General features: G+C 67.5%; 11 protein-coding genes. 8 read left to right on the plus strand and 3 right to left on the minus strand.

The genetic code is table 11. The annotated features are described in order from the left end of the window. Positions 1-53: 53 nt before the first annotated feature. From AC1DCJ_RS07135 to AC1DCJ_RS07145, 3 genes are read left to right on the plus strand one after another with little or no spacing between them, the layout of a single operon-like run. A complete protein-coding gene (locus AC1DCJ_RS07135) occupies positions 54-1,616 on the plus strand; it encodes a GGDEF domain-containing protein (protein ID WP_428712152.1) in 1,563 nt (520 codons plus the stop codon). A gap of 57 nt (positions 1,617-1,673) precedes the next feature. Continuing rightward, positions 1,674-2,195, plus strand: coding sequence for an RNA polymerase sigma factor (locus tag AC1DCJ_RS07140; protein ID WP_478070535.1), 522 nt, complete (start codon positions 1,674-1,676; stop codon positions 2,193-2,195). 10 nt (positions 2,196-2,205) lie between these two features. Further along, on the plus strand, positions 2,206-2,868 hold the full coding sequence (locus AC1DCJ_RS07145; RefSeq protein ID WP_478070536.1) for a hypothetical protein: 663 nt from the start codon (positions 2,206-2,208) through the stop codon (positions 2,866-2,868). Between the two features lie 15 nt (positions 2,869-2,883). Here AC1DCJ_RS07145 and AC1DCJ_RS07150 read toward each other — a convergent pair whose 3' ends face one another. After that, positions 2,884-3,822, minus strand: coding sequence for a DUF808 domain-containing protein (locus tag AC1DCJ_RS07150; RefSeq protein WP_314404575.1), 939 nt, complete (start codon positions 3,820-3,822; stop codon positions 2,884-2,886). Positions 3,823-4,004: 182 nt separating this feature from the next. Between AC1DCJ_RS07150 and AC1DCJ_RS07155 the strand changes: the two genes are divergently transcribed. Beyond that, positions 4,005-5,645 (plus strand): ABC1 kinase family protein, encoded by a 1,641-nt coding sequence (locus AC1DCJ_RS07155; protein ID WP_394343873.1) that lies wholly within the window; start codon positions 4,005-4,007, stop codon positions 5,643-5,645. Between the two features lie 218 nt (positions 5,646-5,863). After that, the gene (locus AC1DCJ_RS07160; protein ID WP_478070537.1) at positions 5,864-7,966 is read left to right on the plus strand and encodes a phosphoglycerol transferase I; all 2,103 of its coding nucleotides are present in this window, start codon (positions 5,864-5,866) and stop codon (positions 7,964-7,966) included. Between the two features lie 620 nt (positions 7,967-8,586). Here AC1DCJ_RS07160 and AC1DCJ_RS07165 read toward each other — a convergent pair. Both AC1DCJ_RS07165 and AC1DCJ_RS07170 read right to left on the minus strand, forming a co-directional pair. Continuing rightward, complete coding sequence (locus AC1DCJ_RS07165; RefSeq protein WP_478070619.1) at positions 8,587-10,977, minus strand: DUF3772 domain-containing protein; 2,391 nt, start codon at positions 10,975-10,977, stop codon at positions 8,587-8,589. Positions 10,978-11,122: 145 nt separating this feature from the next. Beyond that, positions 11,123-11,371 carry a hypothetical protein gene (locus AC1DCJ_RS07170; protein ID WP_038691707.1) on the minus strand — a complete coding sequence of 83 codons (249 nt, stop codon included), beginning with the start codon at positions 11,369-11,371 and terminating at the stop codon, positions 11,123-11,125. Positions 11,372-11,550: 179 nt separating this feature from the next. Here AC1DCJ_RS07170 and AC1DCJ_RS07175 point away from each other — a divergent pair, with 179 nt between their 5' ends. The 3 genes from AC1DCJ_RS07175 (at position 11,551) to AC1DCJ_RS07185 (ending at position 13,872) form a co-directional block, all read left to right on the plus strand. Then, positions 11,551-12,045 (plus strand): lipocalin family protein, encoded by a 495-nt coding sequence (locus AC1DCJ_RS07175; protein WP_137190637.1) that lies wholly within the window; start codon positions 11,551-11,553, stop codon positions 12,043-12,045. Positions 12,046-12,052: 7 nt separating this feature from the next. Continuing rightward, the gene (locus AC1DCJ_RS07180; protein WP_478070538.1) at positions 12,053-13,264 is read left to right on the plus strand and encodes an NAD(P)/FAD-dependent oxidoreductase; all 1,212 of its coding nucleotides are present in this window, start codon (positions 12,053-12,055) and stop codon (positions 13,262-13,264) included. Between the two features lie 104 nt (positions 13,265-13,368). After that, entirely contained in the window at positions 13,369-13,872 is a 504-nt protein-coding gene (locus AC1DCJ_RS07185; RefSeq protein WP_137190639.1) for a hypothetical protein, read from the plus strand. The last annotated feature ends 38 nt before the right edge of the window (positions 13,873-13,910 follow it).

The following is a 13,910-nucleotide window of genomic DNA, read 5'->3' on the forward strand; positions in this document are numbered from 1 at the left end:
AACCTCTTCCACCCGCCCGGCTGCCCCGCCGGTGACCCGCCAAGGATCCGCGCATGACCGACCCGCACGACGCTCCCCCCAGCCCCGGCACCGCCGTGGGCCGGCTGCTGTCGCGGCGCCAGGTGGAGAGCCGGGTGATCGACACCGCCAGCGTGGACGCGCCCGGCCCCAAGGGCGGCACCAGCGCCATGCTGCAGCGCCTGTTCGCCGGCATCGACAGCCCCGAACCGTTGCTGGCCGCCTTCGCCAACGGCATGTCCACCCTGCCCGGCGAACTGGGCGACATGGGCCTGCGCCTGCAGTCGGCGCAGCGCAGTGCCGACTGGGTCAGCTACGGCCGCGCGATGCGCCAGCTGATCGACAAGTACATCCGCACCATCGAGCAGGACAGCCCCGACGGCCAGCCCGACAGCCTGCGCCTGCGCGAGCTGCTGCGGCACACGCTGGGCGTGACCGTGGCCAGCCTGCTGCAGAACATGCCCGAGCTGCGGGAGGAGCCGGCGCAGATCGCCGCCGACCTGCGCCACTGGCACCCCGGCCAGCCGCTGCAGCCGATCGAACTGCGCCTGCGCGAGCTGACCCACCAGATCGGCGTGCGCAGCGATGGCTGGCAGGAACAGCAGGAACTGCTGCTGAGCCTGTTCGACCTGCTGCTGGACAACATCGGCGAGCTGCTCGACGACAGCAGCTGGCTGCATGGCCAGGTGCATGCGGTGCGCCAGCTGATCAGCGGCCCGCTGGACCGCGACTCGGTGGACCAGGCGCGCGCCAACCTACGCGAAGTAATCTACAAGCAGGGCCTGCTCAAACAGGGCATCGTCGAATCCAAGGCGGCCATGAAGGGCCTGATGGGCGGCTTCATCGAGCGCCTCGACGGCATGGCCGTGAGCACCGGCGAGTACCACGACCGGATCAGCAGTTATGCGCTGGCCCTGAAGGAAGCGCGCAGCATCGCCGATCTCAGCCAGCTGCTGCAGGGCGTGCTGCAGGACACCGGCCGCGTGCAGGAGCAGGCACTGCAGGCGCGCGACCACCTGGGCAATGCACGCCGCGAAGTGGAACAGGCCGAGCAGCGCATCGCCGAGCTGGAGCAGGAACTGCGCGATGTGTCCGGGCTGGTCCGCACCGACCCGCTGACCGGGGCGCTCAACCGCCGCGGCTTCGACGAACTGGTCGAGCGCGAGCTGGCACGGGCCGGCCGCCATGGCCACCCGCTGGCCCTGGCGCTGATCGACCTGGACGACTTCCACCAGACCAACACCGCCCACGGCCACGCCGGCGGCGATGCCGTGCTGCGCCACCTGGTGGCGGTCTGCCAGCTGCACCTGCGCAGCACCGATGCGATCGCCCGCATCGGCGGCGATGAGTTCGTGCTGCTGCTGCCCGAAACACCGGCCGCCGACAGCATGTCCACCCTGCTGCGGCTGCAGCGCTCGCTGGCCCAGCGCCCCTTGCAGCTGGATGACACGCGGGTGCCGGTGCACTTCAGCGCGGGGGTGGCGCAATGGCAGGCCGGCGAACCGGTGGATGGCCTGCTGCGGCGTGCCGATGCGGCCCTGTATGCGGCCAAGCGGGTCGGCAAGAATCGCGTGCAGGCGGCCGACGCACCCCGGTGACCGGCATAACCGCCGAGGCGCTGTGATAACTGCCGCCTCCGCGCGAATCACCCGGGTATGGACATGAACACCCCTGCCGCCCACGACCCGCGCCTGCGCTTCGCCGCGTTGCTCGACCAGCATCGCGGCATCGTGCTGAAGATCGCACGCGGCTACTGCGCGCACCAGGAAGACCGGCTCGACCTGATCCAGGACATCAGCGTGCAGGCCTGGGACGCGTTCGACAGCTTCGACCCGGCGCGCGCCCGCTTTTCCACCTGGCTGTACCGGGTCGCGCTCAACGTGGCCATCTCGCAGGTGCGCCGGCAGCAACTGCGCCAGCGCCACCACGCCGCGCTGGATGAGGACACCTTGCCGGTGGACGAGGGTGCACCGGCCGAACAGCAGCACGCCGTACAGCAGCTGGAGGGTGCGATCCGCGCGCTTCCGCCGCTGGACCGCGCCTTGATGCTGCTGCACCTGGACGATCACGACCACCGCCAGATCGCCGACATCCTCGGCATCAGCACCGCCAACGTGTCCACCCGCCTGCACCGCCTGCGCCAGCAGCTGCGTGCGCGCTTCGACCCCACCGCCTGAGGCCACCGTCATGCATACCGATCCACTCAAGCAGCTGTGGCACCAGGCCGGCGGCGATGCCGACGACAGCGAGGCCACCGCCGCTTTGAACAGCTGGCGCCGCCACCGGCAGTACGCCGCGCAACGCCAGTTGTCGGCATTCAGTGCGGTGCAGGTGGTGCAGCTGCTGTTCTGGCTGGGGCTGTCGATGTATTGCGGCAGCGTGTGGTGGCAGCAGCCACCGCTGGCGGTGATGCTCAGCGCCGTGGCGCTGCACATTTACTGCGTGGCGGTGATCATCGTCAGCGCGGCCCGGCTGCACCTGCGCGGGCAACTGCAGCCCGACCAGCCGGTGCTGCAGCAGTCCCGGCAATTGGCGGTGTTGCGCATGCAAACCGCCGTCGGCGAACTGTTGCTGGGGCTGCCCTGGTGCTGGCTGTGGCTGGCGGTGCCGGTGCTGGTGGCGTGGCAGGCGTGGGGCATCGACCTGTCCGCCTTCGCCGCACGCGCGTTGCTGATCTCGCTGGTGGCCGGGGCGGCGCTGATGACCGCCCTGCTGCTCCTGGCCCGGCGCTGGCAGCGGCAGGCCCCGGCGTCACCCCGCCTGCAGCGCGCGATCGATGCCTTGTCCGGGCGTCGCCTGGCCCGCGCACGCGCCGAGCTGGAGGCGCTGCGCGACTGGAACGGCAGCTGACAGACCGCGCGCCTGTCAGTGCGCCGCTTTCTTGCCGCGCAGCTTCTGGAAGCCCATCACCGCGGCCAGCACGATCGCACCGGCGATCACGCCGACCACCATGTTGCCCAGCGCGTTGATCAGCCAGCCCCACTGGCCTTCACCCCCCAGGGCGACCACGGCGTGGTGCAGCGCCGGCACGTTGTGCACCAGGATGCCGCCACCCACCAGGAACATCGCCGCGGTGCCGGCCACCGACAGGAACTTCATCAACCAGGGCGCGGCGATCAGCAGACCACGGCCGAATGCGGCCAGCCCGGCGCCCTTGCGCGACAGGTACAAGCCCAGGTCATCCAGCTTCACGATACCGGCCACCAGCCCGTAGACGAACACCGTCATGGCCAGCGCGATCACCACCAGCGCGGTGACCTGGTTGAGGAACGGGGCGGCCGAGACCACCCCCAGCGACAGCACGATGATCTCGGCCGACAGGATGAAGTCGGTGCGCACCGCGCCTTTCACCTTCTCGCCTTCCCAGGCCACCATGTCGACCTTCTCGTCGGCCAGCGCCTTGACCCGTTCGGCCTTGTGCTGCTCGTCCTCCTGCTTGGAATGCAGGAAGCGGTGCGCCAGCTTCTCGACGCCCTCGTAGCACAGGAACGCGCCGCCGATCATCATCAGCGGCACCACGATCGGCACCGGGTACCCCTTGCCGCGCAGCCAGGCTTCCAGCGCGCTGATCGCCAGCGCGGCCGGCACCAAGATCGCCTTGTTCACCAGCGAGCCCTTGGCCACCGCCCACACCACCGGCAGCTCGCGATTGGCATTGACCCCGGTAACCTGCTGCGCGTTCAGCGCCAGATCGTCGCCCAGCACGCCGGCGGTTTTCTTGGCCGCGACCTTGGTCAGGACCGACACGTCGTCCAACAGCGTGGCAATGTCATCGAGCAACGCAAACAGGCTGGCACCGGCCATGGCAATCCAATAGATCAAGCGGGAAGCGTGGATTCTGCCCGATCCTGACCCGTTCGCGGTAGATGCCGGCGGATTCACCGCCCCACTACCTGCCCGCCCGCACACTGCCGGGGACACCCGTCCTGGAGCCCTGCTTGAATACCACGCCCGTCGCCCCCGGCTCGCCATCGCTGGTAAAAGGCATGAACCGCCGCAGCCAGATCCTGCGCCTGCTGCTGCGTTACCGGAACTCCGGGGTGTTTTCGGGCATGAACCTGGACGCCCGCGCGGTGCACGACATCCCGCCGGAGGGCAATCCGGAGCAGTTCGTCACCGACCTGGAATCGCTCGGGCCCACCTTCGTCAAACTGGGGCAGATGCTGTCCACCCGCCCGGACATGGTGCCGGTGGAATTTGCCACCGCGCTGGAACGCATGCAGGAAAAGGTGGCCCCGATTCCGGTCGAGCGCATTGCACAGATCATCGAGCAGGAGCTGGGCGCGTCGGTGTCCAAGCTGTTCGCCAGCTTCGACCCGGTGCCGCTGGGGTGCGCCTCCATTGCGCAGGTCCACCGCGCGCAGCTGCATGATGGCCGCGAGGTGGCGGTAAAGGTGCAGAAGCCGGAAGTGGCCGCGCAGCTGCGCTCGGACCTGGAGGTGCTGCGCAGCTTCGCGCTGGCCGCCGACCATCTCACCCAGGTGGGCCGCCGGGTGCGCCTGCGCGACTGGCTCAACGAGTTCGCCAAGACACTGATGCAGGAGCTGGACTACCAGGCAGAGGCGGAAAACCTGCAGCGCTTCGGCCAGCATCTCAAGCCGTTCAAGCCGCTGTGGGTGCCGCAGCCGATCTGGGACTACTGCAGCCACCGCGTGCTCACCATGGAGCTGGCCAACGGCGTGCGGGTGGACATGATTCCCGATGTGCGCCGCACCGAAGAACCGATGGCGCCGCTGGCCGCCGCGTTGATCCGCGGCTACATCGACCAGATCTTCGTGCATGGCGAGATCCATGCCGACCCGCACCCGGGCAACCTGCGCGTCACCCCGCAGGGTCGCCTGGCGATCTTCGACCTGGGCATGGTTGCGCACATGCCACCGCGCCTGCGCGAGCGCCTGCTCAAGCTGCTGTTCGCTGCCGTGGACGGGCGTGGCGAGGAAGTGGCCGATGAGATCATCGGCATCAGTACGCGGCTGGAATCGTTCGACGAAGAACGCTACCTGCGCGAAACCGGGCAGATGATTGCGCGCTATGCCGCCAACACCAGTTTCTCCGAAGGCCGCGTGGTGCTCGACCTGGTCCGCATCGCCACCGCCAGCGGGCTGCGGACGCCGCCGGAACTGAGCCTGCTCGGCAAGGCGTTGTTGAACCTGGAAACGGTATGCCGGCTGCTGTCGCCCGACCTGGACACCCGCCGCATCGTGGAGAAACAGCTGCAGCACGTGATGCGTGCGCGCCTGAAGAAATCGCTGTCGGCGGCCAACCTGGCCAGCGAAGCCATGGAGATACAGCAGCTGCTGCGCGAAGGGCCGCGCAAGATGTCCGACATCCTTGCCCTGCTGGCCGAGAACCGCCTGCAGATGAAAGTGACCGGGCTGGAAGAATCGCGGCTGATGGAAAACCTGCAGAAGATCGCCAACCGCGTGTCGGCCGGCATTGTGACCGCCGCGTTGATTCTTGCCGCGGCCATGATGATGAAAGTGGATACCGGCTGGCACCTGTTCGGCTATCCGGCCATCGCATTCACCTTGATGCTGATCGGCGTGGCATTGGGCCTTGGCATCATCCTCAGTGCGCTGATCTTTGATCGTCGTGCGCGTTCGAAGGAAGAGCGCGGCCATCGATGATGCCGCGCTGCACTGCATTTCTTCACGTGTGTTTTACACCTGGAAACACGATGCGTTGTAGCGCATCTTCAGCATCCTGAAACAAACATTTCAGTCAGGTTCGTGCATGCATGATCGGGTCATCGGCTTGTCATGCAGATGTGGTTGGACAGCCGGTCGGATGGGAAATACGTCGTCATGGCGTCCATCACCAACTGTCTCCACTACCGATACCGCCGATGCTCTGGATCCTGCTGCTGACTCTGTTGCTGCTCTCCTGGTTGCTGCTCGCCTCGCGCAAGTGGATATGGTGGAAGGCCAGCCTGATGTCCGTGCTGCTGGTATTGCTGAGTACGTGGTGGTTGATCAACAAGCTGTCCGGCGATGGGCTCAACGCGGCCACGCTGTATCACTTGGGTGCCGACATGGAAGGCGCGGGCGTAGCGGACTTCAAGGATTACATCGCCGCCTACATCGCGCTGTTGCTGGTTTCGCTGCTGCCATTGGCGGCCGCACGCATGCAGCGCTGGCGCCGCATCGAGCACGGCAAAGCAGTGTTCGGTGGTTTCGTCGCGATGTGGCTGGTGGCCATTGCAGTCAGCCCGCTGTACAGCGACGGCCTGCGCCTGTACCAGCAGATGCGCCCGGTGGACTACACCGTGATCGCACCCGAGTACACCATTCCGCAACAGGCGCTGGCCAAGCCGCGCAACATCGTGTGGATCTACGGCGAAAGCCTGGAGCGCACCTACCTCGATGAAACCACCTTCCCGGGCCTGATGCCCAACCTCAACCGGCTGGCTGGCCAGGCGCTGGATGTACGCGGGCTGGTCTCGGCCGAGGGCGGCGGCTGGACCATCGCCGGGCTGGTGTCGTCGATGTGCGGCGTGCCGCTGACCACCGCCAAGGACGATGAGAACAGCATGGGCCGCATGGGCAGCTTCCTGCCCGAAGCGGTGTGCCTGGGCGACTACCTCAAGCAGCAGGGCTACACCAACCACTACCTGGGCGGCGCCAACGGGCAGTTCGCGGGCAAGGGCCAGTTCCTGGCCACGCACGGGTACGACGCGGTGGACGACCTGGCCTGGTTCAAGACGCAGAAGGTGGGGCGCTCGCACTTCTCCACCTGGGGCGTGCACGACGACGTGCTGCTGGACAAGGCGTATGACCGCTTCGAGCAGCTGTCCAAGGCCGGCCAGCCGTTCATGCTGACCACGCTCACCATGGACACCCACCATCCGGCCGGGCACCTGCCGGTGGCCTGCAAGCGCACCCGCTACCAGAGCGAGTACGGCAACATCGGCCTGCTCAACGCCCTCAAGTGCACCGATGGCCTGATCTCGAAATTGGTCGATCGCATCCAGGCCAGCCCGTATGGGCAGGACACCCTGATCGTCATCGCCTCCGATCACCTGGCCATGCCCAACGACCTCAGCCATGTGCTGGCCAATCAGAAGCGCGAGAACCTGCTGCTGTTCCTGGGCAAGGACATCGCCCCGCGCCAGCTGGCCACCACCGCCGGCTCCACGCTGGATTCCGGTGCCACGCTGCTCAGCCTGATCGACCCGGCTATCAAGGCGATCGGCTTCGGCCGCTCGCTGCTGGATCCCGAACGCACCGACAGTGCCAGCGCTGCGGCGCTGCGTGACAACGGTAAGGACTACCCGCGTTACCTGGCCTTCTCGCGTTCGCTGTGGCTGGGCGACAAGACCCGCCAGCTGCGCATCGATGACGACAACCAGGTGGTGATCGGCCTGCAGCATGTGCAGCCGCCGGTGCTGCTGGAATACGACAAGCAGTTCGACCTGAAGTCGGTGTACCTGGAAAACACGTCCAAGCAGTTCGATGATGCCGACCCGGCCAATACGCTGGCCTACGTGGACCGCTGCACAGCGTTCGAGGATGGCTCGGCCGATGGCGACTGGTGCGCGATGCTGGTCAACCGTGACAAGGGCATCAAGCTGTACCGCGACGATGCGCTGCGCACCGGCTTTGCGGTGGATGGTCCGCTGGAACCGTTCAACGGCCCGCGCCCGAGCATCCGCCAGGCGCACATGATCACCCAGAAGGGGCGCCGCACCCGCGCCGGCCAGTACATGCTGCAGTTCGTGGCCAAGCAGTCGCCCGATCGCGGTTTCTGGATCGAAGCGGTGTCCTCGCAGCGCAAGGTGGTGGTGGCCCAGCAGTGGGTGCAGCCCGATGCCGAAGGCCGCATCAGCGTGCCGTTCGGCCTGGACCACGAAGTGGACGACCTGGAGATCCGCGCGTGGTTGAACCACGCCGAGAAGCTGGCCGTGGACAACTTCGCCCTGGTGCCCTCGCGCCGCGGCAACCGCGGGTAAAACCCCGGTAGATGCCGACCGTTGGTCGGCATGCCGTGCCATCGTCGGTTGTTCGGCCGCCATGGTCGCTGTCCGCGCCCCCACGGTAGGTGCCGACCGTTGGTCGGCATGGCGTGGCATCGCCAGGTGTTCGTACCGACCAACGGTCGGTACCTACCGGGATTTGGTTGGTATCAACGCCGACACGGTCGATGTCGACCGTTGGTCGGTATGCCGTGGCATCGTCGGGTGTTCGTACCGACCAACGGTCGGTACCTACCCGGATTTGGTTGGTATCCACGCCGACACGGTCGGTATCGAGCGTTGGTCGCCATGCCGTGCCATCGTCGGTTGTTCGTCCGCCATGGTCGCTGTCCGCGCCCCCACGGTAGGTGCCGACCGTTGGTCGGCACGCCATGGCATCACCGGGTGTTCGTACCGACCAACGGTCGGTACCTACTGGAACGTGGTTGGTATCCACGCCGACACGGTCGGTATCGAGCGTTGGTCGCCATGCCGTGGCATCGTCGGTTGTTCGTCCCGACATGGTCGCTGTCCGCGCCCCCACGGTAGGTGCCGACCGTTGGTCGGCACGCCATGGCATCACCGGGTATTCGTACCGACCAACGGTCGGTACCTGCCTACTCCTGCGGCGCGGCCGGATCGCGGACCAGGTGGATATCGGTCGGCGAGGACAGCGCGATATGTGCCGCCGCGAACTTCTGCAGCATCGTGAAGTACAGGTCGCTGCGCACGCCATACACCGCGCGCGGGCCGGACACGTAGGCAAAGCTGTTGATCGCCACCTGCCCGTTGGCGATCGAATCAATGAACACCGACGGTGCCGGCTCGGCCAGCACGCCCACGTGTTCGCTGTAGCAGTCCAGCAGGATCTGCCGCACCGCCGCCACGTCGGTGCTCAGCGGCACCGCGAACTGGATCTGGATGCGCCCCTGCGCATTGCCCATCGTCATGTTGCGGATGGTCTTGGTGATCAGCTCGGAGTTCGGCACGATCAGGGTGGATTTGTCGCCCACCTGGATCTCGGTGGAGCGCACGCTGATCCGCTTGATGTCCCCTTCCTGGTCGCCCAGCTTCACCCAGTCGCCAATCTTCACCGGGCGCTCGGCCAGCAGGATCAGGCCGGACACGAAGTTCTGGGTGATCGCCTGCAGGCCGAAGCCGATACCCACCGACAGCGCACTGACCACCAGCGCCAGCTTTTCAAAGCCGATGCCCAGCGCGGTCAGCCCCCACAGCACCGCCGCGATGATGCCCAGGTAACGGGTGACGGTGCTGATCGAGTTGCGCGCCCCGGCATCCAGATCGGTCTTGGGCAGGTAGGTGTTGGTCAGCCAGTTCTGGAAGGCCTGCATCACCGCCCACACCACCAGGAAGGCCAGCACGGCATACAGCACGCTGCTGGGCTTGAGCGTGGTGGTGCCGATGGTCAGCCCGTTGGACAGCGAGTCCATGGCGCTGAAGAACGCATTGAGATTGCCGAACGGCGCGGTCAACGCCAGCACCGCCAGCAGGATCACGCCGATGCGCAGCACCGCCGACAGCAGCACGCCGGCCTGTTCCACCTTGGCATCGTTGAGCCCGGTGGTCAGCACGATGCTCTTGCCTACCCGGCTGGTAGGCGACAGCAGCCACAGCGACAGGTCGTCGGCGAACTTGAGCAGCAACGAGGCGGCCAGCAGCACCACCGCGCCCCACACCAGCTGCTGGGCCACGAACAGCGCCAGGTTGAGATAGCCCAGCAGCGTGGCGATCACCGCTGCGGCCACCACCACGTGCCCGGCCAGCCGCGCCAGCACGATCCAGCCGCTCTTGCGCACCGGCACCTTGGGCTGCTTGGCCCCGGCGTCGACCTGCGCGTCCAGCTTGGCCTGCGCCTCGTCGGTCTGGCGACGGTGCAGGCGCGCCAGCGACACCAGGATGGCCACGATCAGCGCCATGTAGGTGATCGCGATCAGGCCGTCCACCGCCACCGTGGTGATCTCACTGGTGCGCGAGGCCCGGTTGATCTCCACCAGCAGGATGCTCAGGAAGGTCAGCCCGGCCGCGCCCCAGGCGTATTTGCGCAGCCGCCATGCTGCGCTGTCATCCAGGCTCAGCAGGCGCCACGACGGCCGCCTGGGCACCAGCAGGCAGGCGCTGAGCGCGGTGATGAAGGACGCCACGAACGTGGCCACCTGGAAGTGCAGCGCCAGCTGTTCCAACCGCGGCGGGATCGCCCCGATGGAGTCCAGCGCAGCCACCAGCACCACCGCCGCGAACCCCGGCAGCAACGTGCCCACCGCCAGCAACCACACCGCCAGCCCGGACCGGCGCAGGCGCCCGTCGGGGGCGCGCTCGGAGGCGGCATAGCGGCGGCCAACGGCGCGCAGCCACAGCCGCAGCGGGAAGAACATCAGCAGCGCCAGCGCCAGCCCGGTCAGCGGCGCGCCCCAGCCGTGTTCGGCAATCGCCTTGCGTGCCGCGGTCTCGCCCAGGCGGTACAGCACCACCAGCCGCGAATAGTCGGCCGGCACGTGCACCGCGAACTGCTTCCACAACGAGGGCGACAGCGGCGAGTTGACCTTGCGCGCCAGGTCCTCGCTGAACTGGGTGACGCGCATCTTCTCGATATCCGCGCCCACCTGCTTGGCGTCGCCGGCCAGCAGCTTGGCCCGTGCGATGGCCGACGCCAGGTCGCTGCGCTGCTGGTTCAGCGCCTTGCGCTGGGCGGTGATGTCGCGCGCCTCGGTGGTGCCTTCGGCTACCTCGCCCAACTGGGCCACGCGGGCGTCCACCTGCTCTAGTTGCGGTTGCAGGGCGTTGCGCGCCGCATCGGCGTCGCGCTGTACGGCCAAGGCGCGGTCGGACAGGGTCTTGAGCGTATCGGGGGTATCGGCACTGTCGAGGGCCGCCTGGATCTGCTTCAGGTCCTTGCCGGCTTGTGCCAGCTGGACAATCGGATCATCGGCAGCGGCATCGTCGCCCTGCGCCAGCGCCAGGGGCGCCACGCTGAGCCAGGCGCAGAGCATCAACCAGGCCAGCGGCCGCAGGAAGGAACGGAATGAACGGGAAGACAAGCCGGCGCACCAACAGGATTCGCGCGGACCACCGCGCCTGCGCGAACTATAAACCGGGCTTCGTTCACGCCGGGTATGCGCGCCCGGCCTGCCGCCGTCAGTACTTCAGGCGCAGCTCTTCCACCTGCGGCCGCAGGCTGGCATACCAGTCCTGGAATTCCTCTTCGCTGATCTCATCGGGCGCATACACGGCCACCTCGTCCCAGGCGTGGTCGGTCGGCAGCGGTTGGCGTGGGCCGGCGCGCAGCGAGTACGCCACGCCCTCGTGGTCCACCACGTCCTCGGCCGCCTCCCAGCGCGCGCGGGCAAAGTCGGTCGGGCTCTTGAGCAGGATCACGTGGTACATCGGCACCTCCATCGCAGTGAAAACAGGCAGGCTTCGCCCGCCCACAGAATAGCGCCGCCTGCCGCGCCGGTGCATCACGCACGGGCAACGCAACGTTCTCCACGCCGCGCCCGCGCGGGCTTCACCTACCCGTGGCGGTGGGCGCGGCATGGTGGCTGCACCTTCTCTTCGCGCACCCCATGAACACACACGCCGACCTCAAGACCGTTCCGGACCTCAAGCTGCCGCGCTACCTGGGCACCTGGTATGAAATCGCCCGCCTGCCGATGAAGCACGAGCCCGATGGGTGCACCGATGTGTCGGCCCATTACAGCCTGAAGGAAAACGGCCACGTGGCCGTGCTCAACCGCTGCCGCATGGACGGGGAGATCGAAGAAGCCGAAGGCGAAGCCTGCCCGGTGGACAACGACAGCGCGCGGTTGGAAGTCAGCTTCCTGCCCAAGGGCCTGCGCTGGATTCCCTTCACCAAGGGCGACTACTGGGTGATCCAGGTGGCGCCGGACTACAGCGTCGCACTGGTCGGCAGCCCCGATCGCAAATACCTGTGGCTGCTGTCGCGCACCCCCGCGCTGGATACCACCGTGCAGGACCACTACCTGGCCCAGGCCCGTCAGCAGGGCTTTGACCTGGGGCCGCTGATCCAGACCCCGCATACCGGCCACCCCACCGCCTGAGCCCTGCATGGACCTGAAAAGTGGTTACCCGTTCTGGGCGGTGCGCAACGGGTTGATGCACGCCTTCCCGCCCCTGCGCGACGACCTGCAGTGTGATGTACTGGTGGTGGGCGGCGGGATCACCGGCGCGCTGATCGCCAACGAACTGTGCGCCCACGGCCACGATGTGGCGGTGATCGAACAACGCGACATCGGCTGGGGCAGCACCGCCGCCAGCACCGCGCTGCTGCAATACGAGATCGATACCCACCTGATCGACCTGGCCCGGCAGTACGGCGAAACCGCCGCCGTACAGGCCTACCAGGCCTGCGCCGCCGCGATTCCCGCGTTGCGCGAGGTCGCCCGCGGTCTCAAGGGGGTGGACTGCCATCCCATGCACAGCCTGTACTACGCCAGCAAACGCCGGCACCGCGCCGTCCTGCAGGAAGAATTCGCGCTGCGCCAGCGGCATGGCTTCGACGTGCGCTGGCTGGACCGTGATGCGGTACAGGACGAATTCGGCGTGGACGCGCCGGGCGCCATCCTCAGCGGGCTGGCCGCGCGCGTGGACCCCTACTGCCTGACCTACCGGCTGCTGGCGCGGTTGCAGAAGAACGGCTGCCAGGTGCACGACCGCACCACCCTGGCCACGCTGGTGCCCACCGCACGCGGGGTAACCGCCACCACCGCCGAGGGCGTGCGCATCCGCTGCGGGCACGTGGTGATGGCTGCCGGCTACGCCAACCAGCACTGGCTGAAGCCCTCGGTGGCGCGCAACCGCAGCAGCTACGCCTTCATCACCGACCCGATCCCGGCCGACCTGCTGGGGCCACTGGCCCAGACCATGGTCTGGGAGTCCGCGCGGCCCTACCTGTACATGCGCAGCACCGGCGACCAGCGCCTGCTGATCGGCGGTGAGGACGATGCGGTGGACATTCCGGCCCGGCGCGACCGGCGCGTGGACGCCAAGGCCGCGCGCCTGCTGAAGAAGGTGGGCAAGCTCTTTCCGCACCTGCCGCTGCAGCCGGCCTTCTCTTGGGCGGGCACGTTTGCCGAGACCGCCGACGGCCTGCCCTTCTTCGGTCCGCACCCGCAATGGGGGCCACGGGTCCTGTTCGGCATGGCCTACGGCGGCAACGGCATCACCTATTCGATGATCGGCGCCGGCCTGCTGCGTGCCCGCATCGAGCGCCGCAAGCACCCGCTGGCCGCGCTGTTCGGGTTCGAGCGGCTGGAGTAAAGTTCCCCTGGAGGCGCTGCCATGACAGGCATCGTTCAAGCAGCCGGTGATAGCGTCAGCGCTGTCGGCGGCCTGCGTGCTGCCCGCCCGTTCCGGAGCCCATCATGATCCGCTCGCTTTCGCTGCTGCTGTGCCTGCTTGCCCCCGGGGTTGCCCTGGCCCAGTCCGCGGCAGGGGCCACCGGCCCGCAATCAGCGACCGGTCTCAACCTGGCCGTCCCGGAAGCGCCCATGCAGTACCTGGGCGATGGCTCGCTGCGCGGCGACCCGCCCGGCACCTTCTACGGCGACAAGAGCGGCCGCCGCCTGAGCGACCGTGGTGCGGCCAACGGCATCGCCGATGTCACCGACGACAAGCTGCGGGTCAACGGCAGCATCACCACCGGCATCGGCTACGCCAAGAACTTCGGCAATACCCATTACAACGCGGCCGAAGTGAACCTCAGCAAGAACTACACCACCGACGAAGGCAAGACCCACAACGTCAACCTGAACATCCGCGTCAGCGAGGGCAAGGGTCCGGGCTTCGGCCCCTACGGTGGGTATGGCGGCTATGGCTACGGCCCTGGCCCGGGCTACTGGGACTACCCGCCGCCGTACGGCTGGTGAGGTAACGCACCACAGCGAAACGGCCGGTCACCCCGGCC

The organism is Stenotrophomonas sp. 10N36 (genome assembly GCF_056395005.1).

Bases quoted from the DNA above. Each gene is read 5' to 3' on its own strand.
- AC1DCJ_RS07135 (WP_428712152.1), top strand. From the start codon at position 54: ATGACCGACCCGCACGACGCTCCCCCCAGCCCCGGCACCGCCGTGGGC.
- AC1DCJ_RS07140 (WP_478070535.1), top strand. From the start codon at position 1,674: ATGGACATGAACACCCCTGCCGCCCACGACCCGCGCCTGCGCTTCGCC.
- AC1DCJ_RS07145 (WP_478070536.1), top strand. From the start codon at position 2,206: ATGCATACCGATCCACTCAAGCAGCTGTGGCACCAGGCCGGCGGCGAT.
- AC1DCJ_RS07150 (WP_314404575.1), bottom strand. From the start codon at position 3,822: ATGGCCGGTGCCAGCCTGTTTGCGTTGCTCGATGACATTGCCACGCTG.
- AC1DCJ_RS07155 (WP_394343873.1), top strand. From the start codon at position 4,005: ATGAACCGCCGCAGCCAGATCCTGCGCCTGCTGCTGCGTTACCGGAAC.
- AC1DCJ_RS07160 (WP_478070537.1), top strand. From the start codon at position 5,864: ATGCTCTGGATCCTGCTGCTGACTCTGTTGCTGCTCTCCTGGTTGCTG.
- AC1DCJ_RS07165 (WP_478070619.1), bottom strand. From the start codon at position 10,977: ATGCTCTGCGCCTGGCTCAGCGTGGCGCCCCTGGCGCTGGCGCAGGGC.
- AC1DCJ_RS07170 (WP_038691707.1), bottom strand. From the start codon at position 11,371: ATGTACCACGTGATCCTGCTCAAGAGCCCGACCGACTTTGCCCGCGCG.
- AC1DCJ_RS07175 (WP_137190637.1), top strand. From the start codon at position 11,551: ATGAACACACACGCCGACCTCAAGACCGTTCCGGACCTCAAGCTGCCG.
- AC1DCJ_RS07180 (WP_478070538.1), top strand. From the start codon at position 12,053: ATGGACCTGAAAAGTGGTTACCCGTTCTGGGCGGTGCGCAACGGGTTG.
- AC1DCJ_RS07185 (WP_137190639.1), top strand. From the start codon at position 13,369: ATGATCCGCTCGCTTTCGCTGCTGCTGTGCCTGCTTGCCCCCGGGGTT.